The sequence below is a fragment of the Shimia abyssi genome (assembly GCF_003014475.1).
GTDB lineage: Bacteria > Pseudomonadota > Alphaproteobacteria > Rhodobacterales > Rhodobacteraceae > Shimia > Shimia abyssi.
In genome coordinates this window covers 169,076-195,299 of sequence record NZ_PYGJ01000002.1, presented here as the reverse complement: position 1 = coordinate 195,299, position 26,224 = coordinate 169,076, and the positions used below count along the sequence as shown (strand labels likewise).

Sequence of the window (26,224 nt, the reverse complement as noted above, 5' to 3'; positions counted from 1 at the left end):
GCGGTCAAATGATTATCAATCACCCTCTTTTGGGGCCGCGTGACCGGCAGGAATTCACCTATCTCGGCGATGCTTGCCTGATTGACCGTCCCGACTGGCAGGCCGGGAACGCGATGGATCAGTTTTACGAATACGTCTACCTGCGTGATGATCCAGCCGGGGAGCACCGCGAGCTTTGGTATCACGAGCATGGCGACCGCTCGTGGCTAGTCGTAACACGCAACACGGTGACGCATGAAATCACTAATGTCGAACTGGCCAGCGATGTGGCCCGCAAGCAGGGGCGCAGCAAATGACCCAATCCAACCGTTTGAATGGCGGCCTGATCAACCGCGGAAAGCCACTGAACTTCAATTTCGATGGTCGTGCCTATCTGGGGTATGAGGGCGACACGCTGGCGTCTGCCCTGATGGCCAATGGCGTGCGTTTCCTGGGTCGATCGTTCAAGTATCACCGTCCGCGTGGTATTTTCACCGCTGGCTCCGAGGAGCCAAACGCGCTGGTCGAATTGCGCAGTGGAGCCCGGCAGGAACCAAACACACGCGCTACAGTAGCGGAGCTGTACGAAGGGCTGGTTGCTTGCTCCCAGAATTACAAGGGCAGCTTACGTTACGACCTGCTTGCCCTGAACGATTTGTTCTCGGATATTCTGAGCGCCGGTTTCTATTACAAGACGTTCATGTGGCCGGCGGCTTTCTGGGAGAAAGTCTATGAACCCATCATCCGCTCAGCTGCAGGCCTTGGTCGCCTGTCTGGGGAAGATGACCCGGATGAATATGAAAAGGGCTTCCTCCATTGCGATCTGCTGGTGATTGGGGGTGGGCCCGCTGGCCTGATGGCGGCACTGACCGCGGGCCGTGCAAGCGCAAACGTCATCCTCGCGGATGAAGATAGCCGTTTTGGCGGGCGCCTGAACGTCGAACAGGAAGATGTCGACGGAAAGCCTGCGGTCGAATGGGTTGAGCAGACTCTGGCCGAGCTAACCGCGATGGACAATGTGCGCCTGATGCCGCGAAGCACGGCGATGGGGGCCTTTGACCACGGGGTTTACGGTGTGGTTGAGAGGGTGCAAGACCATCTGCAAACCCCTGTGGCAGGGAAGCCGCGGCAGACATTGTGGCGGGTTTATTCAAAGCGCGCGATCCTTTGTGCCGGGGCAACCGAGCGTCCAATTGCTTTCCCGGACAACGACCGTCCGGGGGTGATGCTGGCAGGATCGATGCGGGCCTATGCCAACCGCTGGGCTGCAACCCCCGCGCGGAAGGTGGCGGTCTTCACCAACAATGATGATGGCCATCGCACTGCGGTAGACCTGATGGCAAAAGGTGTTGATGTCACAGCCATCGTCGATGCCCGGCTGGATGCGCCGACACTGACGGATGTGCGGCTGATCAGTGGCGCGCATGTTATCGGCACCAAGGGGCGGCATGGCCTGAGCAGCATCCGGGTCCGTCAAGCGGATGGCCACGAGGAAACGCTAGCCTGTGGCGCCTTGGGCGTGTCTGGCGGCTGGAATCCCAACGTCCACCTGACCTGCCACCAGGGCGGCCGTCCTGTCTGGATTGAGAGTATTGCAGCTTTCGTTCCCGGCCGGAACATCCCAGTTGGCATGTCGGTGGCGGGTGCGGCCAAAGGCCTGTTTTCGACTGAAGACGCAATGCGCAGCGGGGCGGAAGAAGCTGTGGCTGCCCTGGAAAGCCTGGGTATCGCCGCCAGCGCATTGAAGCTGCCGCGCGCCGATAACGGCGCCTATAACCTCCAGCCACTTTACCATGTGCCCCATGGCAAGGGCCGGGCTTGGCTGGACCAGCAGAACGACGTGACCGTCAAGGACGTTAAGCTGGCACATCAGGAGAACTACCGATCGGTCGAGCATCTCAAACGCTACACTACTCTCGGCATGGCCACTGACCAGGGCAAAACTGCTAACGTCAATGCTTTGGCAATAATGGCCGAGCTGACCGGCAAATCGATCCCCGAAACGGGAACGACGATTTTCCGGCCGCCCTATACACCGGTTGCACTGGGCACAATCGGCGGGCGCACGGTGGGCAAACACTTCCACCCGACGCGCGAAACCCCGACTGACAAATGGGCCAGAGAACATAATGCGCCCTTTGACGTTGCCGGCGACTGGATGCGGGCGCGCTGGTTTCCGCAGCCGGGCGAGACCCATTGGCGCCAGTCCGCTGACCGAGAGGCCTGTAACGTGCGCAAGAATGTGGGCATCTGCGATGTGACCACACTGGGAAAAATCGACGTTCAGGGCGCGGATGCCGCGTCATTCCTGAACAGGGTCTATGCCAATGGTTTTGCCAAGCTGGCAGTGGGTAAGGTGCGCTATGGCATCATGCTGCGCGAAGATGGCGCCTGTTACGATGACGGCACCGCTGCACGATTGGCGGAAGAACACTTCGTCATCACGACCACAACAGCCAATGCCGGGGCGGTTCTGAGAAACATGGAATTTGCCCGTCAATGCTTGTGGCCGGACATGGACGTGCAGCTGATCTCGACCACAGAGGCTTGGGCGCAGTATGCCATCGCTGGACCGAAATCGCGCGAACTGCTGCAGAGGATTGTGGATTCCGAGTTTGATATCTCAAACGAGGCATTCCCGTTCATGGCCTGCGATTCCGTGACGCTGTGCGGCGGCCTGAGGGCACGCCTGTTTCGGATCTCATTCTCGGGTGAACTGGCCTATGAATTGGCTGTTCCCACCCGTTATGGCGATGCGCTGTGGCGCCGAATGCTAGAGTTGGGGCAAGATCTTGGAGTAGCTCCCTATGGTCTTGAGGCGCTCGACATCATGCGCATTGAGAAAGGCCACCCGACGGGTCGCGAACTCGACGGCAGGGCCACCGCACTGATGCTGGGTATGGGGCGCATGGTATCCCGCAAAAAAGACAGCATCGGCAGTACACTGGACCAGCGGGAGGGGCTGACTGATCCCAATGGATTGCGCCTTGTCGGCCTGAAGCCCGTGAACCAAAGCGAAGTGATAACCGCCGGTTCCCAGTTGGTGAATGAAACTGCGCCTGTTCATATCGACAGCGAACAGGGGCATGTGACATCAGCCTGTATCTCGCCACATCTGGGGCACTCCATCGGAATGGCCTTTCTCAAAGGCGGTGATCAGCGCATGGGCGAGATTATCCGCGTAGTCGATCCCGTGCGGGGAACCGATGTAAAGGCTCAGGTCATTCCCACACATTTCTTTGACCCGGAAGGAGGGCGCCTGCGTGCTTGATCTTCAATCCATCACCCCGCTTTGGGGAGAAACGCCGCGTGTCGACCGATTCAATGGGCTGACAATCACTGAGGTTCCGAACCGGGCGCTTGCCTCGCTTGCATTGCGTAGGGGGCGCGAAGACGAAGGCCGGAAAGCGGCCGAGGCCATGCTGGGATTAGCTTTGCCTGCGGTCGGGAAGCACGCCGCAGCGGGCTCATACGCGGCTAGCTGGTTTGCGCAGGATCAGTGGCTGATCTCCGCAGAAATCCCGGAGCATGAACTTATGTCCTACCAACTCGCGGATGCCGTGGAGGGCCTAGCCTCGGTAACAGAGCAAACAGACGGCTGGTGCCGTTTTGATCTGGAGGGTGCGTGCCGGGGTGTGTTTGAACGTTTGAGCGGCGTCAATCTGGCTGCGATGGAGCCCGGGAGCGCCACACGCGCGCTGCTGGAGCACCTTAGCTGTGTGATCATCTGCTTTGAAACTGCCAGCCACTACGCGGTTCTTGGCCCGCGCTCTTACGCGGGCTCTCTGCACCATGCTTTGGAGACTGCCGCCCGTTCGGCCCTTTGAAATATCGGCTTACTTTCTGAACTAACCCGCCGCTACTGCGACCGCGGCGGAACCACGTACAGGAGACTTCCCATGACAACTGCTTGATCTTTTGGCCCTAGGTACCAAAGCTTAGGGTTAACCACGCAGTTGTCCAGTTTCGGCTTCGTCCGCGACTTGTGAATTCCACGTGTGATTCTCGCTGCAGCCTGTATGAATGACCGTTGCTTCCGCTGCATAGCGGCACCGAACTTGTTGCTCACTTGGCATTCCTGACGCTGCGAGTGCAAGCAGCGAGAAAATCCAAGGAACAGGTTGGGCTCCAAGCGGACATGCGGCAGCGCAACGAAAAATTCGATTTCGAAGAAGTTTCAATGTCGGTTTCAGGTGGTTCAGCATGAAAGTCTCCCACCAGCCGAGTTTCATTCTTTCCGACGGTCCGAAAAAATATATCTTCCCGAATATGGATACGAGCCCGCGCTTTGGTGCGCGGGCGACAAATTCCAATCGACTGAACAGGGGCTCAACGGGCCGTTGGCCCGCTCACCCCGATTCAGGCATCATTCCTTTGGTTTGGTCCGCCCAACACCCCTGACCGTGGCGGTCAACCTTAGTCCATCCCCAAAATCAGCCACCAATTTCCCCTGTCTCGCAGGCGAGCCATTCCTCGCGGGGCAAATTGGCGTCTGATTTTGGCGCAGACATTTTCTTCGCAAATGTGGCCGATTGACAGCCCCGGCCAGGGCCGTGGGTCGGGCTTTGCCCTCTCCCACTCTGTTCCGCCGAATACATGCGTATTCGGTCAGATCAGGTGGCCGAGGCGCAGCCCATCGGCGGAAAGGGGGCGCGAAGCCTCACCCGCGTCAATTTGATCAAGGAGGCCACAAATGGCACCGAAGTTTGATGTTTATGCCCATGTCACCGACACCATTATTGCAGAGATCGAGGCGGGCACGCCGCCATGGCGCAAACCGTGGACCGGAAGCGCGTCCGGCATCGCCCTGCCGACCCGACACAACGGGGAAGAGTATCGCGGGATCAATATCCTGATGCTCTGGGTCATGGCGGCCAAGCATGGTTATGTATCCAACCGCTGGATGACCTACAAGCAGGCGCAAGAGCTGAGCGGACAGGTTCGAAAAGGCGAATCGTCGTCGACCGTGGTCAAATACGGGACGTTCACCCGAGAGAACGAATTGGGCATTGAGGAAGAACTGCCTTATGCGCGCGCATACCGCGTCTTCAACGCGGATCAGATCGAAGGTTTGCCTGAGGAGTACTACATCCGTCCCGAGGCCCCGCGCGATCTTGGCACTGAGGCTGATCCTGGGCTTGAGGCGTTTTTCAGCCGGACAGGGGCGGAGATCCTGACCAGCGACGACCCGCGCGCCTACTACAGCCCCGCCAAAGACCACATCCACATGCCGCCGATTGCCACTTTTCACGCTGCGGCAGGCTACTATGGGACGTTGGCCCATGAGGTTATCCACTGGACCGGTAGCGAAAAGCGGCTTGAGCGGATCAAGAAATTTGCGAACCGCGAGGCCTACGCCTTTGAAGAGCTGGTGGCGGAAATCGGTGCTTGTTTCCTTGGTGCTCAGATTGGCGTCGCGCCGGAATTCGACCAAAGCGCCGCCTATGTCGAAGGGTGGTTGAAAGCGCTCAAAGAAGACAAACGGGCCGTTTTTCGCGCGGCGTCGGAGGCGCAGAAAGCTGCCGACTTTGTTTTACACGCAGCAAGTCAGAGCAAGGAGGTGGCAGCATGACTCCGGACCATCACAGCGATGATTCCTCGACTGCGCGTCTGGAAGATACCGTGAGCCTTCGGAACGCCGCCCGCGAAGCGCGCGCCACGCTCTACGCGGTGTTGAACCGGCTGGAACTCAACGATCTGGAAGGCGAAGAGCAGCCCTATATCGACGATTGTCTGGGGGCGCTCGCAATCCTTGAGGAGGTGTTGCAGTGACCTTGGCGGAGATCAAAACAGCAGTGGACGCGGGCAACCGTGTTCATTGGGTAAACAGGGGTTATGTAGTGACGCGCGATTGCCTCGGGCAGTACCTCATCACCTTCGCGCGGAACGGGTCAGCTATCGGTTTGACCAACCGTGACGGCACGCGTCTGAATGGGCTGCCGGAAGAGTTCTTCATGGCAGATTGCACGGAGGCTTCATCATGAAATTCTCCGAAGTCAAACAAGCGGCCCGAGAGGGTCGCGCCAGCGTGCATCTACATGGGTTCTGCAATCTGCCCGATGGCGGGCAGGAGTATTGTGACGATCTGGCGCTGATCGATGGCTGGGCGATCTATGTCCGAGTAGAGACCCCGGACGACCCGCAACAGCCCTTTGATCTGCACGAGCTGCCCGATCATCAGACCTATATCAGCGCCGAAGGGGCGGCCCGCGCAATAGCGCTGCAATTGCTTAGCGATGCTGAGGCGTGGAACCACGACTAGTGGTGCCATGCCTTGCGCATCTGGCCGGGCTTTGCCCGGCGGTCGCAGCCTATGGCTGCTCCAAACGGAATACAGGCAGTTGATGCAATATTATAATATTGAATCAATTGTGGCGAAGTGCCATAACAGGGCTGCCTGTATGATGCTGGCAAGAAATAGGGGGGATTACTTCACATGGGCCAGCCGCGCGCACCACGGCACAAGCGACTGACGCAGAACCAACGTTTTTCCATCGTGCGCAAGCGTGCCGAGGGGATGCCGATTGAGGATCTGGCCCGCGAATTCGGTGTCACGACCCGCAGTATCTTCTACACCTTGAAGGCCGATCAAAGCCGCAAGTTTGATGCGCGCGTGCGCTCTGAACTGGTGAATGTCCGGCTCACGCCAAAAGAGCTTGCGAGCTTTGATGCGGTGCTGACGCGGCATGACATCGCCAGCCGTGCGGAGGGGCTGCGGCGGCTGATCCATGCCTCAAACGATCTCTTCGTTCCCGACGATGAAATGGCCAATCAGATGCAGGGGCTGTCGGCCTCGCTCAATCGCACCGGCAACAACATCAATCAGATTGCACAGCGCCTGAACGAGGCTAAGCGCCAGGGCAAGACGCCGCCTTATGGCAACTCAGCCCATCGTCAGGTGCGAGCCTTGGCCGGGCTGATCTTCGACATTGCGGACCAGGTGCAGGACATGGCGCAGCGCCGCCGAAGTGCGCTATCCGGCGAGGTTGCCCGCGTTCTGGGGGGCTTTGCCGATGGCTCGGCATAGCGCCGTTGCCGCCGCGCAGGATGCCTTCTTCGATCGCGACTGGAGCCGCATTCGCGGCAGCGCCCCGCGCGCCCGTGCCAAGCAAATGGCGCGCGCCGCCATGGGGCATTCCCCCGCGATCTTCAAAGCCATTCGTGACGGCGGCACGCACAATAAAACGCAGCTGCGCAACCAGCTGGAATACCTGACCACCAAGTCCAGCTTTATCATCGACAGCCGTGGAACATATGACGGCCAAAGCGTTCTGTCAGCGAAAGAGATCGAGCAGGTCACGCGCCGGTTTTCAGCGCAATGGAATGAGGGGTTCCATCCCAAGCTGGGACATACCTCGCACCTCTTGATGGCCTTCCCAATTGGCACGCGCGGCGAGGATGTCGCCGAGATCACGCGCGAGATTTGCGAGCGTTTTTTTCAGGGTGAAGGCAGCCACTTCGACTATGTCGCTGCCGTTCATGAAGACCGGGTCCACCCGCACGCTCATATCGTTCTGAACCGGCGCAGTAAGGATGGGGAGTTCTTCTTTCTGAAGGAAGGGCACCACTTCAACTACGACAGTTTTCGCGAGGCGATGGTTGAGGTGTCGGACCGCTATGGGCTGCGCCTTGAGGCGACGCGAAAGCTCGAGCGTGGGATCACGACGAAGAGGCCGAGCGATGTTGACCAGCGTCGCGCGGAAGCCACGGGCCAAAAGCTGACCGAGCGCGAGCGCGTTGGTCCAGAGCTCGACCATACCTTGCGTGAGGTGGCGCAGAACGCGCGGCTTTATCGAGGCCTGGCTGCCGAGGCCTCGCGCGAAAACCAGCACGACATTGCAGCAGCCTTGGACAAGGCCGCAACGCTTTTGGCGCAGGGCAAACCGATTGAAGCAGATGGAAAGGTATATGGCATGGCCGAAGAACAGCATTCGTTTGATGAGGTCGTGGATGCCTTTCACGACAAGATCAACCAAGCCGAGCGCATTGTTGCAGAGGCCCCAGTGGATCGGCGTGCTGCGCTCGAACACGAGCTGAACGACATCTATCGTTCACTGTCGCATCTCAGCCCAATGGGAACGCAGTCCCACACCTTGCTCGAAGACGCGTCCAAAAGCGGGATTTATTCGGCTGCCAACATTCAGGCTGAGGCCCAAGGAGCCTTGCAAGATCCAGCTCTTGCCGAACGTCTTGAACAGGCTTTGAAAGGCACCGGCATAGATGCACGGGAGGTGACGCGTCGCGTTGAAATCGGCGCAGGCAATGCCGCGTTGGAACGGCAATGGCTGGGGCAAGATTTGAAGGCGATTGCCGATAAGGAGGGCTTTGACCTGTCACGCGCCGATGAGCTCGAAAAAGCGATCGACCGCCTCGACCAGGTGCACAGTGATCTGGGCCGTTTGTTGGCCGATGCTGAGATTCTCAAAGACAGTGGGGCGGTGGAGGCCGACCGGCGGGATGCCATAGTCGACAGGTTGCCGCCGACCACCGCTGACATCCTGAGCCGTATGAGGGACGACCCAACCGCAGATCCTTTCCACAGTGATCTGGAACGCGAGACCTTGCGTGCCGAGCTGGAGGAACTGGTCGGTGAAGAAAGCACCCCGGACTTGGCGATCGGCGATGAGACCACGCTTGATGAACATATGAGCGATCGTCTCGACCGGCTGTATGCGGCCAAGGCCTATCTGCAGAGCGACGCCGCACTGGCAAACAGTGTGGCGATGGAGCATGTCCTTGATGAGATCGCCAATGAAGAAATTGATGTTCAGCGCGAGCGGCACGTCGATGCCGATGGCGAAAAGGGCGTGACACATGGGTAAGGCTCGGATCGCATTCGGCGTCATGAGCTTTGCTTCTCTGGGCGCGGCTTTGGGCTATGTTCTGGCGTCGGCCTTTCTGACGTTCCGCTGGTTCGGGGTCGGCGCGGATATCGATTTTCTGATGCTGGCGCGCGGCTATGGAGGGCTTCGTGCGACCCATCCGGCCGATATGCAGATCGTTCACTTGATCGTCGGGATATGCACCTGCGCCGGTGTTTTGCTAAGTGCTGTGTTGATGAACGACGCGCTGACCAAATTCGGTGAAACCCACTGGCAGTACATGTCAGAGATGAAGCGGAACGGCTTTTTCGGCAAGCCCGGCCATGGCTTTGTCCTCGGGAAAATGGGCACACCCAAGAGCCGAAAACCCTTTGTGATGTCCAAGGTCTTCCCCCATGCCCTGATCGTGGCCCCGACCGGACGCGGTAAGACGACGGGCTTCGTCATCCCAAACCTTCTGACCTATCAGGGCAGTGCTGTGGTGCTGGACGTGAAGGGCGAGAACTTCGAGGCGACGGCGCGCCACAGGGCCGCGCAGGGCGGCAAGGTGTTCCGGTTCGCGCCCACTGATTGGAAGGACGGCCGATCGCACCGATACAATCCATTGCTGCGCATATCGGCGCTGGACAACGTCGATCGCCAGCAGATGGAGCTGCAACTCCTGGCCTCACTGTTCCTGCAAGCTGATAACGATCGGGTGCAGGGGCTTCTTGATGGTGGTATCGATCTGTTCGTGGCGGCAGGACTTTTGGCCTTCGAGCGCAAACGGCCGACATTGGGCGAGATCTACCGTATCACCGCATCAGGTGGCGACAAGCAGAAGGAATATCGCCGCCGCGCCGACGAGGTGGTCAATCCAGCCGCCAAGCTGATCTTCATGCGCATGGCCTCGACCAACAACGATACGCTGACCTCTTATCTGTCACTCTTGATGACATCTGGGCTCAAGCAGTGGTCGAACCCCGCCATCGATCGGGCAACCGCAACGTCAGACTTCGACTTTCGCGATATCCGCAAGACGCCTTTTTCTGTCTATCTGGTGGTCGAACCGTTGATGGTGAAACCGCTCGCGCCACTGATCCGCCTGTTTTTCTCGGACTTGCTGGCATCGCTGCAGGACCATGAACCCGGCAAAGACGAACCCTGGCCAGTGATGATCATGCTCGATGAGTTCAACCGCCTGGGGAAAATGCCGATTGTCTTAGATAGCATCGAAACCCTGCGATCCTATCGGGCCAACCTTGCGATGGTAACGCAGACGATCCCGGCGTTGGACGAGATCTATGGCGAGAACGCCCGACGTGCCTTGCAGGGCAACGCAGGCATTAAGCTCTACCTGACCCCCTCAGATGAAAAGACCATCGAAGAGCTCAGCAAAGCCGTCGGCAAAACAACCAAGCGCGTTGTGACCCGTTCACGGTCGATCGGCCGCAACCCATTTGCTGGGCGGAGCATGTCTGAACGGACCGAAGAAACCGCGCTGCTACCCGAGGATGAGGCGCGGCGCATGGATCTTGATGACATCGTTCTGGTGGTCGACGCGCAAATGCCCATTCGTGCAAAGCGGATCAAATACTATGACGATCGGTTCTTAAAGCAGATCTTCGACCAGCAAACTGGCGATCTGCCATATCCATCAGCTGGGGGCCAAATGCGTGGCCTGCAAGGGCAGATCAAGGCGTTGGAAGCAAAAATCGGGGCGCTTGAGATGCCAACAGCGGCTTCGGGTAATGGCTCTGTGGATGGAACCAAGCGGCGCGAAGAGATCGATGCCTTGGCCAGCGAACAGCGGGAAGTAACGTCTGGCGACGAGCCTGGTCTGGGCGAGTATCAGGCTGGAAAAGATCGGGTGGAGAGATTTATGAAGGAAGCAGCTCAGGGATGAGGGTGGAAAGTGTGAATTCGCTGCGGGTGCGAAGACCTCAGGATACTGCCGGAAAGCAGACCTCTGTAGCAAGAGCGAAATAGTTGCTCGCAATTAGCACGGCACAAAGGTCTCTTGCCTTTAGAGAAGGCCGTATCGACCGGCGGTCGGATTGCCTGTAAACACTGTCAGGGCCACATGCTCTTCGATGCGCTCTGGCGGATGCTGGTTCTCGATAATTATGACTTGGCTGTCCAGTCCGTGGTGCTCGATGAGATAGTCGTAAAAGCGTTCTTTCAGGTCCGTGCCTTTTAGAGCCAGCTCTTCGTCACCTTCAGGTTTGAAATACGCAAGCAACGGGGAGTCGAGAACAACGAAGCCGGGATGCGACAGACCGTTTGACTGGCAGTATTCGAGCAGGGCTATGTTCACTGCGGCGTGAGTGATCGCGCGAAGGCCCTTGCCGCGACTCGATCTTGGTTTTCCGTCGATTACGAAATCGGAAGAGACCTTGTCGTAGTACACGTGACATTCGCCAGGAAAATGCCAGGCTTTCAATATCTCTGAAACCTTTGCAGAAAACTCGTGTGCGACAGACTCAGGTATGCCAATTGTTACATCCGAATTTGTGGACTCAGGATTGTCGTCCTCTTCGAGCAAGCCGGTCTTTCTGACAACGAGATTGTCATGCCGGGCAAATAGATCAGCGGCCCTTTGGGCACTGGAGCGCTCCTCAACGAGCGCAGAAAATGAAGCGCGGACCTCGGTGACGTCAGGCCCGACGGATTTCTGAATTTCTTCATTCAGCGCGTCGTAGTTGGCCTCGATGGCCTCCAAAGACACCGAGAGTTCTCCTGACTCTGCTGTCAAATCCGCAACCGTCGATTCGAGTTCTTCCTGAAGCCGCTGAATCTTTTCGATTTCGGCTGTCGCCGCAGCAACGACGGCCTCGACATCGCCATCACATGTTTCATCAACGTGTTGCGCTTCCGGTTCTGCGCCGCAAAGCGGACAGGCCACCCGTTCAACATGGGCAAACATCGAGCCGCTCTCTTGGATGGCGGTGAGCCTTTTGAGATCGACATCATAGTGGTCGGCAAGCAACCTGAAACGGGCGAGAAGATCAATGATTTCGTCGAGTCGGTCCGAGGCTTTTTGCTTTTGCTCGAACAGCTCCCTGCGCTTGCCAAGAAGCTCGTCGAGGGCCTTCTGTGAAGCGGAAAGTTCTTCGCGTCGGGTTTCGATATACCCTTCCAGTCTTTCGAGTTGCTCTTCAAGCTCTTCCCGATCTTCGCCAAGGTCTTCGATCTCTGTCTGTAGGTCAGAGAGAAGCTCGTCGATAAGGGCGATCTGGCGGGTATTGTCGGGAGACTGATCAGCATCAGGCACAACCGAAGAGTCGTCGAGTCCGGTTAGAAGCAGTTTGACGGTGGCGATCTCGGAAGTTTTGGTCGTGTATTGGCCGCTCCAAAAGGGCGAGCCGGTTTGCTGGATTTCGCCTTCCTGGACAATGGCGAGCCGCGCAAGATTTCTGAAGCTTAGGCTCTGCGTTGTGCCCTTCACTTTACTCTTGAGTACTCGCTTTCCGAGGAGACCGATCTTGTCGAGGAGATATCCTGACAAGTTGTCAGTTTTATCGTGCGCGTGGTTCTGTTTGAGCGTTTTGGGCTCTGCGTCATCGCCTTCGCTCAGATCAAACAGCTTAAAATTGCCGCCGGACATCGAGCGCTGCAATTTGAACTCTTCGTCTCCGGCTGCCGCTAAACAAAGGTTGAGTTGATCATACTTTGCCCTTTCCGGAATCTCCTTCAGCGCGGAACCGCCCAACATGAAGTCGATCGAATCCGCGAGAAATGACTTTCCAGTGTCGGAGGCACCGCAGACCACATTCACGCCGGACTGAAAATCGAGCTCCGCCCCCGCCTTTGGACCGCGGAAACGAATACTTCGAAGCTGGAGATAGCCATCGCTCATGCGCCATCTCCTATCTGTTGGACGGACTGGAACTGGCTCGACCAGCGCGCAAAGAACTGATGCGTAAAGCGTCGGACTTCATCGGTCGGCATGTCGGCGAACCTTTGCACGGCCCACAAAGCGCGCTCTTTCAGATTCACAGAATATTCGTCACTCAATGAGGCGATGAACGGGGCGGCAGCCTCACAGGCGATGTAGGCGAAACCTTCGTGTACAGGCAATTTTCGCACGAGGCCACGGCTCATCATCAGAATTAGGCCTTTTTCAATTAGGCTATGCCGAACAAGCAGCTCTCCGGCACGCAGCGGCAACGGGGCGTGCAGGCTTTCCGGGCCTTCGGCGTCACCGGAATGGACGACCAGATAGTCCATCTCAACCAAACGCTGGAGGTCGAACGCCGCAGGAAAGGCCGCATGCAAGATTGCCAGCGACCGAACACCGGTCTCCAGCGGGCTATTAAACGGAGTGGGGCTGCGATCGCTATCCATCATCCGGCACCCACGTCAATCGATCGTCGTTGGCCAACTGGTGACAAATCCCCTGGCAGTCCTGTTTCTTAGTGACAGACGAGAGCGGGTTTGCAGTGAATGAGAGTGCAGCCGCCTGCGTCAGCGTTGTACGCATCCTTTCGAATCCGTCCTGATGATGCCCCTCGCAGATATCGATAACCCCATGCCAAACCTCGTCTTGTAGCGCCGCAAACGTTCCTTCCGGCACCGTGTCACGCGCAAAATTGCGCAGCGACTCGGCATGGTAGAAGCGCTCTCTCTGCCGCAGGAAGTCGCGCTTTATCGGAACATTGGCCTCAAGTGCAACAATATCGTTCATGGCCGTCCCGAGCTGATCACCATAGGCGTCGAGAAGCTGTCTGATGTAGCGGCTTTCTGAATCCTCCGGCGTCGTTGGCGGCTTGCCTGGGTCGGGACGTGGTGGCAAGCCCCCACCGAAACGGACGGCGTGATAACCAGTCGTGCTGTGCCCTTCGATCAGTTCGACATGAGACTTTGAGGTAAAGATACTGAAGTCAAAAGCGTCAAAATAAGCTTCGAGGGCGCCGGTAAGAGGAATCTCTTCGGTCGAGGTAATCTCGTTCTCACAATGCTTTTCCCAGTTTTCGCGCATCTTGGCTTTGAGCGTATCAGGCTTGTTGAGCAGTTGTTCGAGCGTCGTGCCAATACCTTGAGAGGCAACGAAATAGTGCTGCCTCGGCGGGAGGTACTCTTCTTTATAGGAGTAGTAGATGATCTTCCCTAATTCGACCCAGATATCACTCGGCCGTAGTGGATGATCATAGCGCTTACATTGGTAGTTGTCCCAAACGTCTTGAAATCCAGTCTTGGAGGTGAACCCGGCGATATCGACGCCGAGATCGCCCGATCCACCGAAACGCCTGACTTTTAAGTAAGCGCCCGATAGGCTCGTGGACCACTCTTCAATGAAATCTTCCCAGTCGTCGGGGCTGAAAGTGCGGATGCGCATGACCTTTGGAATCGGCAAACCACTGATCACATGCTCCGGCGATGCCGCGCATGTCGCAGGTTTAGGTTTAATCTCTTTCAGGTCGCTGTCTTCAATCAATTGGTTTTCTCATTATCTCCCGACAATTTATAGGAGACTCTATTTTGCTCCGACGGTCAAACGACATGGGCGTTCTAAATCCAATTTTACTGATTGGGAACTTGGGAAGCTCTCGTCATCTAAGAAGTGCTCAGTGTGTGGGGCGAGATGAAGTCAAACATTCGGTGCGTCACTTGGTCCGAAGAAACGATCTGCATACGGCCGCCGGCCGATTGGCTCAGTATTTTCCTTCAAACATCATTCGCAGATCTTGATCACGCAGCAAGATGTCATGGATCACAGCCAAGGCATTTCGGACCAGCGCGTCGTTTCGGTCTCTGTCGGGGTCGCCGCTTTTCCCTCCGTGGAATAAATTGTTCCTGACACGTCTAAGAGACCCGATTAAATCTTGTATGTTCGATACTGGGCCAGTCTGCTCCCAACTCAGGTGGCCGTTTCCGTCAGCGGCTTGGCGCTTGGGTGGTGTCTCGATTAAGGTGACTGCTCTACCTGCTGTTTTAACAGCATCGAAGAATACTGCCCCAAGACACTCATTAGCAAACCGATCCCAATCGACCGATGCATTTTGATTACCTGTGGCTTTACAGTAGCCAATCTCTTTGATGGAAAATTCAAGCCGCATCATGACTTTGAATAGTTCGATAGCTTGAACTGGATGCTCTTCAGTCTTTGCATAGTCTACTTTAATAATCATCGAAACTGCCGCGCCCTTATGAAAACCGCATAACCATAGCCGCTTAGCGATTGGTAGCAAGTAACGTCCGATTTGGATACGCTGCCCTGAAGCACTTGTGGGTTTCTTCAACGGGAGCTTTGGGCCGGTGGCACTTGAAACCCGTCTTGTATGAAAGTATCATTAGGTTGAGCTGACACCCCAGCCTCCCCCCTCCGACGGGAAAGTATTCAGCATGCAGGGTTTGAAATAGAGCTTTTTCTGTTCGAGCGCACACATAAGGAGGGATTGTGTATTTTTGCTCGCAATAGGAGAAACTCAAATGAACCTATCAGCACCGATCAATGAACTTAAGCGCAAAGCAAAGCTGTTGCGCCGCTCTGAGGGAATCCCGCTCAATCAAGCGTATGCGCGTATCGCCAACGAAGAAGGCTATGCGAGCTGGGGTCTCTTGATCGGGGACTATGAAGCACAGAAGCCAAAGCCGACTGTACGACCTCGGACAGGCTATCAGATCACTTCTCTGCCAGTCGATGATGCTTACCGTAAAGAAGCGATTGAGCTGGCCAACAGCACGTTCGAAATGGTGATACGTCGGATTGAGCCTGATAACCCAGTTGAAACGCGGCGGCTCTGGGATGCGGCAGAGTACGTCGATAATCACCATTTAAGCTCCGATATGCTTCCAATTGATAGCGAGTACGCGCTTTCTTTGATCGAGGCGTTTCTGGTCCATTACGTAATCGATCTCGCCATTCAAGCAGATCGTAAGGCGGAAGCTTAAGCTAGACCAACCATCGGCTGGGGGGTATGTTCCCCCAGTCTGCTATCAATGGTGGCTAAGGGCCGATTTCACTCTAAGCGCTTCGCCCGTTCAGCAACTCTCTGAATCATCGAAACGGTCGCATTGCCTGCCTGACGTATCCCAGCCCCTGCAATCTCAGCATTTGACCTGGACCCAAACCGTGCCCGCGCCCTTGAGCCCTTGGTGCCAATCAAGCCTTTGGCGAAGCCGCCCGGTCCCGGAATGCTCGGCGGTCCGGCCATCATGAAGTTGCCTGAGATTGAGCGGACGATCAGCGGGGTGGCGATGATCATGCCGCCTGCGAGGAACATCATCATGAAGAAGGGCACCAGCGCGCCGATGTTGCTTGCGCCGGTGGGGTCTCCGAGTTCGGTCATGAGTGAGCGCGACATCCCGACGACGGTGGAAAACACCCCTGCAATCACGAGTGGGTAGAGCGCATAGGATACCGTGCTGGACAGCCAGCGATGGAAATAGTCCTTGCTGACATCGAACAGCGATAGTGCGATCATGATTGGGGCGATGCCGATCATGAAGGCCAGCATGATCATTGCGAAGATCAGGACAAGCCCGCAGAGAGCGCCGATGACGCCCAAGAGGAACGCGCCGATCGCGCCGATCAGGGCCCCGGCCATCCAATGCATGTTGTCACCGGCCGCGTTTAGGTAGTCGCCGAACTCTTCGATGAGGTCGTCAAAGGCCTCGGCAAAGTATGACGCACCTGCACCGCCGCCGCCAAGCCCTGCCACCATGCCGCCTGCGAGCTGGTCGAGCCCGTTGATGAGGGCACTGGCCACCGCGTTGAATTGGACCCAATTCATCGCAAAGAGGGAGATCAGCATGAGCTTGAGGGCGAACCAGAACGCGGTCCGCCCATCCATGGATTTGTACTGAAACATCATGTTGAGGAAGACGCCGATCACGGCGAGCGTCGAGGCCACGGCGATGACGCCGCCGAGCTGCCCCGCGACGTTGCCAAAAGTTGTTTGGGCTGCGTCTGCCAGAAAGTTGTCGGTTGTCTCAACCATCCAGGTGACGACGCCCATCGGAGTCTCCTCGGTTAGGTTTAGGCGCTTGCGCCAGTGCGCCGCTTCAGGAAGGCCTTTAGGATGTGTTCGCCATCGAAATCTGGCACGACCGAGACGAGCTCCCAGCCATCCTGACCAAGGGCGGTCAGCTGTGCCTCGACCTTCGGTGGCTTTGTTTTCGCGGTGTTGATCTGTTCAATCTTGTATTCAAACATTGGCTGTTTCCTTTGCTAGGGCCGGATCAATCGGCAGGTAGAATTCGGTGATACCGCGCGCGCCGTGATGACGACCGGCTTGAATGATCACATCGATCGAGCGGGTGATGTAGTCGTTCATGTCCTGGTAGGTCATGGGCACATCGGTTTTCAGGGCGGCGATCGCCAAGCGTTGAACAGCCAGTTGCGGTGTTTCGGCGTGGAGCGTGGTGAGAGAACCGCCATGCCCGGTGTTGATGGCCTCGAGGAAGGTCATGGCCTCCTTGCCGCGCACTTCGCCCAGGACGATGCGGTCAGGCCGCATGCGCAGGGAAGAGGTCAGCAGGACATCAGCGCTGCGGATGGCTTCGTCGCGGTCAGACATCAGCGTGACGACATTTGGCTGCGTCGGGCGCAGCTCGGCCGCCTCTTCAATGGTGATGATACGCTCGTCAGCGGAGACGAATGAGAGGATCTTTCGCGCCGTGACGGTCTTGCCCGTCGAGGTTCCGCCGGACACGATCATGTTGAGCTTGTAGATAACGCAAAACTTGATCGCGGCATCGATGTCGCCCGTGGCCACAACATCACGCAGCTCGGCATTGCACTTGCGCCTTGCGCCCTCATTGCTGCGTTCTTTCCCGAATAGGTAGGACAGCTTGATCTGCTCCAGCGGCAGGTCCGCAAAGAACCGTAGGGAGATCGCATAACCGCCATCAACGGCGGGAGGCTGGATGACTTGCGCGCGGATGGGGCGGTCACGGTAGGTGATGCTGACCGACACGATGGGCTTGGTCCGGCTGAGCGTGGTGTTCGCGGCGGAAGCAATCTGATTGCCAAGGTCTTTGATCTCATTGGGCGAGAGCCGACGACTGAGGGACCGCATGAAGTGATCACCCTGAAACTCCGCCCACAGCGTGCCGTCGGGGTTGATGCAAAGCTCGATCAGCTTCGGATCACGCGCCTCGGGGATCTTGTCCATCGAGCTTTGCAGATAGCTGGCCGCCATGATCAGAAGATCTCCAGATCGCGGTCGACCATCACTGTGACGCGGGCTCCTTGGTCGACATAGATCACGGGCGAGACGGAGAGGTATTCGCCAATCACGCTTTGCGCGCTGTCTTGCTGGTCTTCGCCAATGCCCTCAAGGACATCCGAGGCGATCTCATCTTCGGTGTTCTGGGCTGCCACGGCGGGCAAGGCTCCGATCAGCGATATCAGGGCGGCTGACCCAAACCGCGTGCCGAAACGGCTGTCGACGAATCCAGTTGTGCCGGACCGCCCCAGTTCGTCGCCACCGAAGGCACTGATTTCAACAGTCTGGTTGCTGGGCAGAATGATCCGGTCCCAGGCGATGGTTACGCGTTGCTGCGCGATGTCGAGACCAGATTGATACCGTCCTATCAGACGCGCGCCGCGCGGGATCAGGATCCGCGAGCCGTCATAGGCGTGGACATCTTCGGACACCATCGCGCGGACCTGACCGGCGAGCGAGCTGTCGATTGCGGTCTCGAGCACGGCCTGGATCATCGTGCCCTGAACAACAGTGTTTGAAGGGTTCACGATCAACTGGGCTTGCGTCACCTCAGCAGGTTCAGCGCCGTTGCGGACAAAGTCTGTGTCGCCATCAAGCCGCCGCTGCTGCGCGGCGGGTTCATTGTTGCCGCCTCCGGTGCCGCCAAAGGCGATGATTGGGCTGGCGATACGGGCTTGCAGCTCCTCAAGCTCCGCTTGCCGTCGCCGCTCGAGTTCCTGAAGGCGCAGCTCTTCGGCCGTTGGGCCGGTTGGTGCAGGCGTGCGAGGGGTTTCCAGGCGTGCAAGCTCAAGATCGTTCTGCAGGCGCTGGATTTGCCGCGCACGTTCTTCCAACTCTTCGCGCAAGGCGGTTTGCGTTGCAGCTGCCTCGCTGCGCAGGGCGTCGATCTCTGCGCCCAAGGTTTCCAATGCCTCGAGGTCGACAGTTGGAGCTTCAGGTGCAGGTGCGTTGCGCATGGCTTCGAGCTCGCGCCGCATGGCGTCCATTTGCGCACGCAGCTCTTCTGTTTCGCTGGCCGGTTCCGGCTCAGGCGGTGGCGATGTTTCAATCGGCGCAGGCGTGGGTTCGAGCGTACCAAACCCCGGTCCTGCCGCTTGGAATTCATCCGGTGAGGCTGTTTCCAGGCTTTCGGGTTCAGAGCCGCCAGAGAACAACAGCAAGAGGCCGCCAAGGGCGGCGATTGCCCCGATGCCCAGGGCGATAGTGACAACAGACGGCCGTGCCCTTGGGTTTTGTCGTTTTCCTTCAAGCGCTTCGAGGCGCTTCTTAAGCTCAGCTGTTTCACTCATCGCGGTTTGCCTCGCTCATCTCTTGGACGCAAATCTCGTCCTCGCCGAGCCTGAGAACCCATCGATCGCTGACACCTGACACGCGGATCACGCCGTCTGGCCGCGCGTGCGCATTCACGCTCCGCTCATTGCCCCCAGACCATCGAAAGATCGCGGGAAGCGGTGCGTTCGTTGCAAAACGGAAATAGGTGAAGGTGCCGTCGTCCCAGATTTCGCGTGGGGTGATCTCGGATCGCGCGCTGACGCCGTAAGCGTGGTTTGCAGGTTGGCTTGCGGCCACTCGGGATTGCCGTGGTGCCGCTTCGGGATAGGTGAAACGAATGACGTAGAAGGTCGGCGAGCTCGCCTCGGTCACGTTGAAATAGTAGCTACGCCGATTGGTGTAGACGGTGATATTTGTATGCGCGCCGCGCGAGACGGGTTTGATGGCAAAGGCCTGACCGCCGGGCACACCATCCAACAGGAACCCTTCAGTGTCGCCTGCAATGATCGAGCGGATGGTCTCGCCTTGGCCGAATTCAATGCTGGTCACATGGGTCAGGCTGGTGCGGATGCGGTAGACCTGCCCATCCTGATAGGTGGCCAGCCGAACGCGGGCATCATAGGGACCTTGGCGCGGCTGGGTTTCGGCAAAGGCGGTGCCAGTGAGCGTAGCGAGGAAGGCGAGGATCAGGAACAGGCGGGGCATGGGTTACTCCAAACGATCCGAGCGGATCGCGTATTCGGTGACAGTGAAGCCGAAGGGGTTCTGCCAGACATCATCGATCGACCGGCTATTCTCGGGCCGAAACTCAAACATCAACGTTGCGGTGAATAGCCCGTTTTGAGAGCCGCGCGGTGAGTTGAGCTGCTTGCGCAGGCGCACCTGGGCGCGATTGACGCTGATATGGGTGATCGAAAGCACCTCGACATCAAGCCGGGCATCTGTGCCGTAACTGTCTGGCGGATAGGCCTCGTGGCCGCTGGTCCAAAGCGCGCGCAGTCCTGCAGCGGCCGCGCCGTCCGACTGGTCCAGGACCCGCCGCACGCGCACGTCATTGTCGAGCTGATTGTATGTCTCTCGATCAATGACATAGCGGTAGACCTGTGCCTCAATGATAGCGGGGCGTTCCGTGAGTGAGACCGCTTCGACCATGGCATTGGGGAGGGCCATGCCGGTTTGGCTATCAAAGGGCACGATCATGGGCGGCGGGTCCACGTCGAGCAGGGCCACGAGGGCGGCGGCGAGGCAACCTGCGATGCCAAACGCCATGCCTGTCAGCCCCAGTTTCTGCCACATGAGCTCGCGTCGTCGTGCGCCGTAGACGAGCTCTTCTTCGATGATTTCTGCCTCACTGTTCATGGGATCAGTCAGCGCGCAGGTCTGGCAGGGTGAAGTCCATGTAGCGGCGCTCTTCGGCCAGCGTGGCGGCATCAACCACGCCGGATTGGCCCGCGCCGACGGTCTGAATGGCTTCGAGTTCCCACATGCGCGTCATGGCGATCGCGAGTTCAGCTGTGACGCGAGTGTTGTGATCGACGGCTTCCTTGAGCGTTTCCATATCCGGGATCAGAGAGACAAGCTGTTCCACTCGTTCGAGGGATTGCGCGGCCTCTTCATAGCTGTTCTCAGCCGCCGCTGACATCACCGCCCCGGTGCTCGCCTGGCTGGCGATGCGTTCCGCGCCCGGATTGCCGCTGCTGGCCATGTCGGACAGGCTGTCTTGGTCAAACCCTGCATCTTCCAAGGCTTGCGTCATGCGGCCTTCCATCTGAGGTGCGGCATTGCCGATAAGGCCGCTGAAATCGCCACTTTGGATTTGCCGGATGGTGCCAAGGAGATCACCGAACTCTTGGTCGAGGAGGCCGTCAAGATCGCCGCCCATAGCCATCTCGATGATGTCTGTTGCGCCGGTCAGGGCAGCATAGGTCTCATTGAGTGTGTCAAGTTGCTGTTGCACCAGGTCGAGCTGTTCGAGAAGCGTGTCGAGCTGGTCGGTCTGGATCCCGAAATCCTCCAGCATCTGCTGCAGCTGGCGAATTTCCTGCGCGATGTTGCGCGTGTCGACCGTCGGAACGCCTTGGGCAGATACGGGTGACGCGAACAACAACGCGCAAGTGGCTATGGCTGAAAGAAAGCGGATCATCGGAGTGCCTCCAGATCGAATTGCATGAAGTCTTGTTCGCGGGCCTGCGCGGCCGCCATGGCCAGCTCGGCCGAGCCAAGCGGGCGGGTATGGGCGGCTTTTAGGCGCGTGCGAATTGCGATCAGGCGAGCGAGCTCGGCCCGCGCATAGGTGTTGAGCGACATGGCCGCGTGAATGTCATCTGTCTCGCCAATGCGGGTGATGATGTCCTGCACGCGCAGCGCGGCCGCTTGCACCGAGACCAAGGAGTAATCGCCATAGACCCCTGCGCCGAAGGAGGTGAGGCTCATGGTGGAGTTGGCGAGTAGAACGGGATCGATTGTTCCAAGCGCATCGACGCCGCCAACACGGGCAAGGTAGAGATTGTAGCGCTCAGGGATTACTTGAACGTAGTGCTGGGTCTCAGCAAAAGGCGGCACGCCGCTGTAGCGCTGCACATTGCCAGGACCGGCATTGTAGGCGGCCAGCCCGTGAATGATGTTGCCATCAAACATCGCCAGCATCTGCGCCAGATAGCGCGCGCCGCCGGTGACCTGGATGTAGGAGTTTTCATAATAGGCCGGGTAAATCCCGAGATCCTGCGCGGTGCCGGGCATAATTTGGGTCAGGCCGAATGCGCCGACCGGGGAGCGAGCGCCGATGGTGAAGCGGCTTTCTTGCCAGATCAGGGCCTGCAATAGGCAGCGCCATTGCTTGGGCGACAAACTCGCCGCGCCCACGCCGGACATATGGTGCGTTTCCTGAGCCGCGCGAATAATCAGCTGTTCGATGGAGCCAGAGGCATCGCCGAACATCTGGGCCGCGCCGGGGTTCGGGTCGACCGGACCGTAAAGCGTGTCTGCAGCGCTTTCAGGTGATGAGCCTGCTTCCAAACTCGCGACCAGCGCGCCTGAATTTCCGCTGGCCAACGTCGCGGCATTAAGGATGTTTTCCAGTGCGTCGAGTTGCTCTTGCTCGAGCTCTTCAAGCTCTTCTTCTTTGGTCAACCGATCCCGCTGCAGCGCCAGATCTTGTTCGCCCTGTTGCAACACGCGCTCGCGCTGCAGGAACATGCCCACATCAAAGGTTGGCACACCTTGGGCAAAGGCCATTGGCGCGGCCAGCGAGACCAAGCCCGCAAGGATATGTGGGCGGAAGCTATTCACCCAGGCTACCAATCGGTCCGAGCAGCACAAAATTACAGTCGCTGCGGCTGACCTCAGCAAACGAGTTGAAGCACTCTGCCTCTGACGGCCGGTATTCGGCGCAGGCTGTCATGGTCAAAAGGGTGAGGGTCAAGGCGAGCAATCTACGCATCCATCTGTCTCCAAAAATCGGGATTCTGGCGATAATCTGCACCAACCAGCGCTTCGCCTTTTTCCATGCCGCCAAGGATCGTGAGGTAAGGGCCAAGGGCGCTTAGATCAGCGTCGATCACCACCGAGCCTTGATCATCGCGTACCAGCGCCAAGCGGGAATTGCTGCCTGTGCCGAGCAGAACGCCGAGTTCTTTTTCGGTGAGACCGAGCATGGTGTAATCACTGGCCGAGGCGCGGATGTTTGGAAGCAGAAGCTGCGTCGGCACCGCCTCGACAATCGTCTTGCCGGTGCGGGTTTTCTCAAGCTGGCTTGCGTATTGGGTCATCATCACGACGACCGCGTTCTGTTTGCGCGCAGTGACCAGCCAGTTGCTCAGCCGGTCGGCAAAATACGGGTTGTCGAGCGCTTTCCAGGCCTCATCGATGATAATCAGCGTCTGTTTGCGATCCTCGATCACCCGCTCCACCCGCCGAAACAGGTAGGACAGGACCGCCATGCGTTCCTTCTCACTTTCGCTGTCGAGAATGCCGGTCAGGTCGAACCCCACGACATCACCATCGAGCGAGAAGGTATCCTCGGCGCTTTGCCCAAAGATCCAGCCATAGCGACCATCAGCGGTCCATTCCTGAATCCGTTCGAACAGATCCCCTTCGTCCGCCCCTGCCACAAAGAGCGAGGCCAGATCCTGCCAGTTGCGAAGGGCGGCATCGCTCGCCCCGGCGTTTTGGCGCACCACTTCTTGGATGCGGTTGATCTGAACCGGGCTCAGGGGCTTGTCGGCACGATGCAGCAGCGTGGCCAACCAATCGGAGAGCCAGGCTTGCCCGCGCCCGTCGATTTCCGTGCGTAGAGGGTTGAGGCCGGTTGCTTCACCCGCCTTGATGGCGCTGTAGCGCCCGCCATTGGCCCGCACCGCCATTTCCATGCCCGCGCGATAGTCAAAAACGAACACGCGCGCATCGCAGCGGCGGGCTTGGGTCATGAGGAAAGCTGACAACACCGACTTGCCAGAGCCAGGGCGGCCAAGGATCAAAGTATGGCCACCGGTCGGCTCTTTGTCTGGCTGTCCGGTCTCGTGGTAGTTGAACAGGAAGCCCGAGCGTTCAGGCGTTGGAAACAGGCTGATCGGCTTGCCCCAAGGTACATTGTCTCCGGGTTTGCCCAATTGACTGCGATGCAGCGCCGCGAGATCGGCAAAGTTCGTATTCGTGATAGCGGCCTTACGGCTGCGCATCTGTCCGTTGCCTGGATGTTGCGCGAAATAGTGGGTGCGCGCTGCGAAGCTCTCATTCACCAGATTAACGCCTTCACTGGCGGCGATGTTGCGCACTTCAGCTGCGATGGTTTCTAGCTTTTCCTCGGCCTCGGCGAAAACCGTGACTGTCATGTGATGATCGCCAAAGCTGAGCCGTTTGGATTCCAAGTCGTCCAGCGCGTCGACCAGTTCTTCGGCGAGGGAAATCGCGCCGTCATCGCTGGCCTTCATCAGACGCTGTTGGCGCTTGATCCGGCTGGCCATGATGTTGCTGTTGATCGGTGTGAAGGAGTGCGTGACCACCATGTCGACCGGCAGGTTCAGTTCATCGAACATGGTGCAGCAGGTTTTGGCTGGGTAAGTCTTGATCGCAAAGCTGGTGCCAAACCGCTTGCCCGCCTTCCCATCGTCGAGCGTGAAGCTTCGCCCCTGAAACGTGACGCGGGTGTTGGCAACATCCTCGGCAATGATGCCAAAGCGGGATTTTGCGAAGAGGGGTCGCTCTTGGCCGATATTGAGCGCTCCGAGGAACCCGAGTAGCTCGCCGCTTTCAGCGCCGAGCAGACGCGGGTTCATCTCGGCAAAAGACGACAGCAGAAACCCGACGACCTCCTCGAGCTTGCGCAGCTGCTTGGCCGTCTGATCTTTCAGCTGTGCGATTGAGTCCGAGCGCTTCAGACGCAGCCGCGTTCCAAGGGGAGGACGCTTTAGCACCGTGAGCGTGAGAGTTTTGTCTCGCAATCCGGCCAGCGCCATCGCCGCTTGCCAACGGGTATCGAGCGTTTGCGCAAACCCCTCATTGGGCACCGGGGGCAAGACGGTCTCGATCGCTTTTGAGACCTTGTGCACGTAGAAACTGTATTCTGGCCCGATTTGCGCGATGATCGCCGCGAAGAGCGCGCGGATTTTTTCCAAATGCGCGTCATCGCTGGTCATGCTGTTGACGCCGTCAAGACGGATGCACTGGAACAGTGCATTGCCGCGCGTGCGGATCGTCACTTTATTCACGAGGCTGACATAGGGTAGCATGCTGGCCATCGGCCGCTCTTTGCGCGCCCAGTCTGGCAGCGTTGCAAGATCATCCGAAGGATCACGGAGCATAGCTGTCCCCAGAATGGATCTTGCGGTTCGGGGTAGGCGGCGTTTCCTGCAGCGATGTAACCATCACCTCAAGAAAGGCCGGATCCCAGTCTGCCGCTTTCCACAGCGCAGGATAGGCTAGAGCGGCAATGATGATCACTGGCCAGCTTTGGACCCACAGAAACAACAACACAAACCCGAAGAGCCAGACCATGGCATACATGATCGGCAAGCCGATGAGCTTTGGCGGCCGGATCAGGCCCAGGAAGAGGCGGGTTTGCGTTGCCATGCCGGATTTACGCGCCCCAGATGGCGGTTACGATGGTCGGCGCGGCCGCGATGCCCGCGATTGCCACCAGCACCCAGAGGGCTTGGCGGAAGTCGAGGATGCCAAAGAGCCAGGAGAGAAACACACCGATCAAAGCTAGGGTGCCGATCACAATGCCCAAGGGGCCAGTGATCGTGTCGACGATGCCTTGCAAAAGGTTCTGCACCGGCGAAAGGTCAATGCTCTGCGCAAAAGCCGGGTCGGCAATCATCAAACTGGCCAGAGCCAGCGACAGGATCGTACGGATTTGTGTGTGCATCAGGAGGCTCCAGTTAGTCGATCACGCACGGCCATGACGCGGCGCACGTGGTTTTGGGTTTCTCGGTAAGGGGGAATGCCGCCGTAGCGCGCGACCGCGTCGGGTCCCGCGTTATAGGCGGCCAGCGCAAGTTCTGGCGTTCTGAACTGTGCAAGCATCATCAAAAGGTAACGGGCAGAACCATCGAGGTTTGCTTGCCAATTATGGGGATCCACACCGAGCTGCGCAGCGGTCGCAGGCATCAACTGCCCGAGGCCAATCGCGCCTGTGGAACTGCGCGCATTTGGTCGATAGGCGCTTTCGATTTCGATGTTCGCCTGGAAGAGTACTTGCCATTCCGTCACCGACAGACCGGCGCGGCGCAGCGCAGGGTGCCCGCCATAGCGATGCGCGGTGCTTTCAAGGGCTGCGAGGATCTCGGGGCGGGGAACCACGCGGGTAGGTGCAGGAGGCGGTGCTTCACGCTCAGGCGTGGCGAAAACGATCAGCTTTGGTGGGTTTGCGCCAATACCGTCGACATAGCTCTGTGCGAAACCCGATTGCGGTGCTTTGGTCTCCAGCTGACCATCAGCCCGCATGGAAAGAACGAAGCCTTCAGAATAGGCGGGTGCAGCAAGGAATGCTGCGAGGGCGGC

Annotated in this window: 29 protein-coding genes; 11 read left to right on the top strand and 18 right to left on the bottom strand. The window is 58.2% G+C overall.

Annotated features, from left to right (window positions below):
• Window positions 1-8: 8 nt before the first annotated feature.
• From CLV88_RS04965 to CLV88_RS04955, 3 genes are read left to right on the top strand one after another with little or no spacing between them, the layout of a single operon-like run.
• On the top strand, window positions 9-296 hold the full coding sequence (locus CLV88_RS04965; RefSeq protein ID WP_106607275.1) for a sarcosine oxidase subunit delta: 288 nt from the start codon (window positions 9-11) through the stop codon (window positions 294-296).
• The gene (locus tag CLV88_RS04960) at window positions 293-3,250 is read left to right on the top strand and encodes a sarcosine oxidase subunit alpha family protein (RefSeq protein ID WP_106607274.1); all 2,958 of its coding nucleotides are present in this window, start codon (window positions 293-295) and stop codon (window positions 3,248-3,250) included. The genes CLV88_RS04965 and CLV88_RS04960 overlap by 4 nt, the downstream gene beginning before the upstream one ends.
• Window positions 3,243-3,806 (top strand): sarcosine oxidase subunit gamma, encoded by a 564-nt coding sequence (locus tag CLV88_RS04955; protein WP_106607273.1) that lies wholly within the window; start codon window positions 3,243-3,245, stop codon window positions 3,804-3,806. The genes CLV88_RS04960 and CLV88_RS04955 overlap by 8 nt, the downstream gene beginning before the upstream one ends.
• Before the next feature lie 117 nt (window positions 3,807-3,923).
• Here CLV88_RS04955 and CLV88_RS22830 read toward each other — a convergent pair whose 3' ends face one another.
• Window positions 3,924-4,184, bottom strand: a complete 261-nt coding sequence (locus CLV88_RS22830) for a hypothetical protein (RefSeq protein ID WP_165798811.1) — start codon at window positions 4,182-4,184, stop codon at window positions 3,924-3,926.
• A 488-nt stretch (window positions 4,185-4,672) separates the two neighbouring features.
• On the opposite strand from CLV88_RS22830, the gene CLV88_RS04950 reads away from it, so the two are divergent.
• From CLV88_RS04950 to CLV88_RS04920, 7 genes are all read left to right on the top strand, one after another.
• Window positions 4,673-5,551, top strand: a complete 879-nt coding sequence (locus tag CLV88_RS04950) for an ArdC family protein (protein WP_106607272.1) — start codon at window positions 4,673-4,675, stop codon at window positions 5,549-5,551.
• Entirely contained in the window at window positions 5,548-5,751 is a 204-nt protein-coding gene (locus CLV88_RS04945; protein ID WP_106607271.1) for a hypothetical protein, read from the top strand. Before CLV88_RS04950 ends, CLV88_RS04945 begins: the two co-directional genes overlap by 4 nt.
• Window positions 5,748-5,963 carry a hypothetical protein gene (locus tag CLV88_RS04940; RefSeq protein WP_106607270.1) on the top strand — a complete coding sequence of 72 codons (216 nt, stop codon included), beginning with the start codon at window positions 5,748-5,750 and terminating at the stop codon, window positions 5,961-5,963. The genes CLV88_RS04945 and CLV88_RS04940 overlap by 4 nt, the downstream gene beginning before the upstream one ends.
• Window positions 5,960-6,241 (top strand): hypothetical protein, encoded by a 282-nt coding sequence (locus CLV88_RS04935; RefSeq protein WP_106607269.1) that lies wholly within the window; start codon window positions 5,960-5,962, stop codon window positions 6,239-6,241. The genes CLV88_RS04940 and CLV88_RS04935 overlap by 4 nt, the downstream gene beginning before the upstream one ends.
• A gap of 174 nt (window positions 6,242-6,415) precedes the next feature.
• The gene (locus tag CLV88_RS04930) at window positions 6,416-7,006 is read left to right on the top strand and encodes a hypothetical protein (RefSeq protein ID WP_106607268.1); all 591 of its coding nucleotides are present in this window, start codon (window positions 6,416-6,418) and stop codon (window positions 7,004-7,006) included.
• Window positions 6,993-8,801 (top strand): relaxase/mobilization nuclease domain-containing protein, encoded by a 1,809-nt coding sequence (locus CLV88_RS04925; protein ID WP_106607267.1) that lies wholly within the window; start codon window positions 6,993-6,995, stop codon window positions 8,799-8,801. The genes CLV88_RS04930 and CLV88_RS04925 overlap by 14 nt, the downstream gene beginning before the upstream one ends.
• Complete coding sequence (locus CLV88_RS04920) at window positions 8,794-10,686, top strand: type IV secretory system conjugative DNA transfer family protein (protein WP_106607266.1); 1,893 nt, start codon at window positions 8,794-8,796, stop codon at window positions 10,684-10,686. Before CLV88_RS04925 ends, CLV88_RS04920 begins: the two co-directional genes overlap by 8 nt.
• 120 nt (window positions 10,687-10,806) lie before the next feature.
• Here the strand turns inward: CLV88_RS04920 and CLV88_RS04915 are convergent, their stop codons facing one another.
• The 4 genes from CLV88_RS04915 to CLV88_RS04900 form a co-directional block, all read right to left on the bottom strand.
• The gene (locus CLV88_RS04915; RefSeq protein ID WP_106607265.1) at window positions 10,807-12,639 is read right to left on the bottom strand and encodes an AAA family ATPase; all 1,833 of its coding nucleotides are present in this window, start codon (window positions 12,637-12,639) and stop codon (window positions 10,807-10,809) included.
• Window positions 12,636-13,127: an ABC-three component system middle component 2 gene (locus tag CLV88_RS04910; RefSeq protein ID WP_106607264.1), complete on the bottom strand. Its 492-nt coding sequence runs from the start codon at window positions 13,125-13,127 to the stop codon at window positions 12,636-12,638. Before CLV88_RS04910 ends, CLV88_RS04915 begins: the two co-directional genes overlap by 4 nt.
• Window positions 13,120-14,217 (bottom strand): ABC-three component system protein, encoded by a 1,098-nt coding sequence (locus CLV88_RS04905; protein ID WP_106607263.1) that lies wholly within the window; start codon window positions 14,215-14,217, stop codon window positions 13,120-13,122. Before CLV88_RS04905 ends, CLV88_RS04910 begins: the two co-directional genes overlap by 8 nt.
• 217 nt (window positions 14,218-14,434) lie before the next feature.
• Complete coding sequence (locus tag CLV88_RS04900) at window positions 14,435-14,911, bottom strand: hypothetical protein (RefSeq protein ID WP_106607262.1); 477 nt, start codon at window positions 14,909-14,911, stop codon at window positions 14,435-14,437.
• A 301-nt stretch (window positions 14,912-15,212) separates the two neighbouring features.
• Between CLV88_RS04900 and CLV88_RS04895 the strand changes: the two genes are divergently transcribed.
• Complete coding sequence (locus CLV88_RS04895; RefSeq protein WP_106607261.1) at window positions 15,213-15,674, top strand: P-loop NTPase family protein; 462 nt, start codon at window positions 15,213-15,215, stop codon at window positions 15,672-15,674.
• Window positions 15,675-15,742: 68 nt separating this feature from the next.
• Here the strand turns inward: CLV88_RS04895 and CLV88_RS04890 are convergent, their stop codons facing one another.
• The 13 genes from CLV88_RS04890 to CLV88_RS04835 are packed head-to-tail and all read right to left on the bottom strand — an operon-like array spanning window position 15,743 to window position 26,167.
• Window positions 15,743-16,741 carry a TrbL/VirB6 family protein gene (locus tag CLV88_RS04890; RefSeq protein WP_106607260.1) on the bottom strand — a complete coding sequence of 333 codons (999 nt, stop codon included), beginning with the start codon at window positions 16,739-16,741 and terminating at the stop codon, window positions 15,743-15,745.
• A gap of 20 nt (window positions 16,742-16,761) precedes the next feature.
• Window positions 16,762-16,938, bottom strand: a complete 177-nt coding sequence (locus CLV88_RS04885; protein WP_106607259.1) for a DUF4177 domain-containing protein — start codon at window positions 16,936-16,938, stop codon at window positions 16,762-16,764.
• On the bottom strand, window positions 16,931-17,926 hold the full coding sequence (locus tag CLV88_RS04880; protein ID WP_106607258.1) for an ATPase, T2SS/T4P/T4SS family: 996 nt from the start codon (window positions 17,924-17,926) through the stop codon (window positions 16,931-16,933). The genes CLV88_RS04885 and CLV88_RS04880 overlap by 8 nt, the downstream gene beginning before the upstream one ends.
• A 2-nt stretch (window positions 17,927-17,928) precedes the next feature.
• Window positions 17,929-19,242, bottom strand: a complete 1,314-nt coding sequence (locus CLV88_RS04875; protein WP_106607257.1) for a TraB/TrbI/VirB10 family type IV secretion system protein — start codon at window positions 19,240-19,242, stop codon at window positions 17,929-17,931.
• Window positions 19,235-19,930, bottom strand: coding sequence for a TrbG/VirB9 family P-type conjugative transfer protein (locus tag CLV88_RS04870; protein ID WP_106607256.1), 696 nt, complete (start codon window positions 19,928-19,930; stop codon window positions 19,235-19,237). Before CLV88_RS04870 ends, CLV88_RS04875 begins: the two co-directional genes overlap by 8 nt.
• 3 nt (window positions 19,931-19,933) lie before the next feature.
• A complete protein-coding gene (locus CLV88_RS04865; protein WP_106607255.1) occupies window positions 19,934-20,584 on the bottom strand; it encodes a VirB8 family type IV secretion system protein in 651 nt (216 codons plus the stop codon).
• A 4-nt stretch (window positions 20,585-20,588) separates the two neighbouring features.
• Window positions 20,589-21,368: a type IV secretion system protein gene (locus CLV88_RS04860; protein WP_106607254.1), complete on the bottom strand. Its 780-nt coding sequence runs from the start codon at window positions 21,366-21,368 to the stop codon at window positions 20,589-20,591.
• On the bottom strand, window positions 21,365-22,513 hold the full coding sequence (locus CLV88_RS04855) for a lytic transglycosylase domain-containing protein (protein ID WP_423827726.1): 1,149 nt from the start codon (window positions 22,511-22,513) through the stop codon (window positions 21,365-21,367). Before CLV88_RS04855 ends, CLV88_RS04860 begins: the two co-directional genes overlap by 4 nt.
• The gene (locus tag CLV88_RS22950) at window positions 22,506-22,664 is read right to left on the bottom strand and encodes a hypothetical protein (protein WP_165798810.1); all 159 of its coding nucleotides are present in this window, start codon (window positions 22,662-22,664) and stop codon (window positions 22,506-22,508) included. Before CLV88_RS22950 ends, CLV88_RS04855 begins: the two co-directional genes overlap by 8 nt.
• Entirely contained in the window at window positions 22,657-25,023 is a 2,367-nt protein-coding gene (locus tag CLV88_RS04850) for a VirB4 family type IV secretion/conjugal transfer ATPase (RefSeq protein ID WP_106607252.1), read from the bottom strand. The genes CLV88_RS22950 and CLV88_RS04850 overlap by 8 nt, the downstream gene beginning before the upstream one ends.
• Window positions 25,013-25,291, bottom strand: a complete 279-nt coding sequence (locus tag CLV88_RS04845; protein WP_096789458.1) for a VirB3 family type IV secretion system protein — start codon at window positions 25,289-25,291, stop codon at window positions 25,013-25,015. The genes CLV88_RS04850 and CLV88_RS04845 overlap by 11 nt, the downstream gene beginning before the upstream one ends.
• Window positions 25,292-25,298: 7 nt before the next feature.
• Window positions 25,299-25,589 carry a TrbC/VirB2 family type IV secretion system protein gene (locus tag CLV88_RS04840; protein ID WP_106607251.1) on the bottom strand — a complete coding sequence of 97 codons (291 nt, stop codon included), beginning with the start codon at window positions 25,587-25,589 and terminating at the stop codon, window positions 25,299-25,301.
• Window positions 25,589-26,167 carry a lytic transglycosylase domain-containing protein gene (locus tag CLV88_RS04835; protein ID WP_106607250.1) on the bottom strand — a complete coding sequence of 193 codons (579 nt, stop codon included), beginning with the start codon at window positions 26,165-26,167 and terminating at the stop codon, window positions 25,589-25,591. The genes CLV88_RS04840 and CLV88_RS04835 overlap by 1 nt, the downstream gene beginning before the upstream one ends.
• Window positions 26,168-26,224 lie beyond the last annotated feature (57 nt).

Excerpts from the sequence above, each read along its gene's own strand:
- CLV88_RS04900 (WP_106607262.1), bottom strand. The coding sequence starts at position 14,911 with ATGATTATTAAAGTAGACTATGCAAAGACTGAAGAGCATCCAGTTCAA.
- CLV88_RS04840 (WP_106607251.1), bottom strand. The coding sequence starts at position 25,589 with ATGCACACACAAATCCGTACGATCCTGTCGCTGGCTCTGGCCAGTTTG.
- CLV88_RS04880 (WP_106607258.1), bottom strand. The coding sequence starts at position 17,926 with ATGGCGGCCAGCTATCTGCAAAGCTCGATGGACAAGATCCCCGAGGCG.
- CLV88_RS04960 (WP_106607274.1), top strand. The coding sequence starts at position 293 with ATGACCCAATCCAACCGTTTGAATGGCGGCCTGATCAACCGCGGAAAG.
- CLV88_RS04965 (WP_106607275.1), top strand. The coding sequence starts at position 9 with ATGATTATCAATCACCCTCTTTTGGGGCCGCGTGACCGGCAGGAATTC.
- CLV88_RS22830 (WP_165798811.1), bottom strand. The coding sequence starts at position 4,184 with ATGCTGAACCACCTGAAACCGACATTGAAACTTCTTCGAAATCGAATT.
- CLV88_RS04865 (WP_106607255.1), bottom strand. The coding sequence starts at position 20,584 with ATGAACAGTGAGGCAGAAATCATCGAAGAAGAGCTCGTCTACGGCGCA.
- CLV88_RS04875 (WP_106607257.1), bottom strand. The coding sequence starts at position 19,242 with ATGAGTGAAACAGCTGAGCTTAAGAAGCGCCTCGAAGCGCTTGAAGGA.
- CLV88_RS04910 (WP_106607264.1), bottom strand. The coding sequence starts at position 13,127 with ATGGATAGCGATCGCAGCCCCACTCCGTTTAATAGCCCGCTGGAGACC.
- CLV88_RS04890 (WP_106607260.1), bottom strand. The coding sequence starts at position 16,741 with ATGGGCGTCGTCACCTGGATGGTTGAGACAACCGACAACTTTCTGGCA.
- CLV88_RS04835 (WP_106607250.1), bottom strand. The coding sequence starts at position 26,167 with ATGCGGGCTGATGGTCAGCTGGAGACCAAAGCACCGCAATCGGGTTTC.
- CLV88_RS04920 (WP_106607266.1), top strand. The coding sequence starts at position 8,794 with ATGGGTAAGGCTCGGATCGCATTCGGCGTCATGAGCTTTGCTTCTCTG.
- CLV88_RS04895 (WP_106607261.1), top strand. The coding sequence starts at position 15,213 with ATGAACCTATCAGCACCGATCAATGAACTTAAGCGCAAAGCAAAGCTG.
- CLV88_RS04845 (WP_096789458.1), bottom strand. The coding sequence starts at position 25,291 with ATGGCAACGCAAACCCGCCTCTTCCTGGGCCTGATCCGGCCGCCAAAG.
- CLV88_RS04870 (WP_106607256.1), bottom strand. The coding sequence starts at position 19,930 with ATGCCCCGCCTGTTCCTGATCCTCGCCTTCCTCGCTACGCTCACTGGC.
- CLV88_RS04860 (WP_106607254.1), bottom strand. The coding sequence starts at position 21,368 with ATGATCCGCTTTCTTTCAGCCATAGCCACTTGCGCGTTGTTGTTCGCG.
- CLV88_RS04925 (WP_106607267.1), top strand. The coding sequence starts at position 6,993 with ATGGCTCGGCATAGCGCCGTTGCCGCCGCGCAGGATGCCTTCTTCGAT.
- CLV88_RS04885 (WP_106607259.1), bottom strand. The coding sequence starts at position 16,938 with ATGTTTGAATACAAGATTGAACAGATCAACACCGCGAAAACAAAGCCA.
- CLV88_RS22950 (WP_165798810.1), bottom strand. The coding sequence starts at position 22,664 with ATGCGTAGATTGCTCGCCTTGACCCTCACCCTTTTGACCATGACAGCC.
- CLV88_RS04945 (WP_106607271.1), top strand. The coding sequence starts at position 5,548 with ATGACTCCGGACCATCACAGCGATGATTCCTCGACTGCGCGTCTGGAA.
- CLV88_RS04930 (WP_106607268.1), top strand. The coding sequence starts at position 6,416 with ATGGGCCAGCCGCGCGCACCACGGCACAAGCGACTGACGCAGAACCAA.
- CLV88_RS04850 (WP_106607252.1), bottom strand. The coding sequence starts at position 25,023 with ATGCTCCGTGATCCTTCGGATGATCTTGCAACGCTGCCAGACTGGGCG.
- CLV88_RS04915 (WP_106607265.1), bottom strand. The coding sequence starts at position 12,639 with ATGAGCGATGGCTATCTCCAGCTTCGAAGTATTCGTTTCCGCGGTCCA.
- CLV88_RS04935 (WP_106607269.1), top strand. The coding sequence starts at position 5,960 with ATGAAATTCTCCGAAGTCAAACAAGCGGCCCGAGAGGGTCGCGCCAGC.
- CLV88_RS04950 (WP_106607272.1), top strand. The coding sequence starts at position 4,673 with ATGGCACCGAAGTTTGATGTTTATGCCCATGTCACCGACACCATTATT.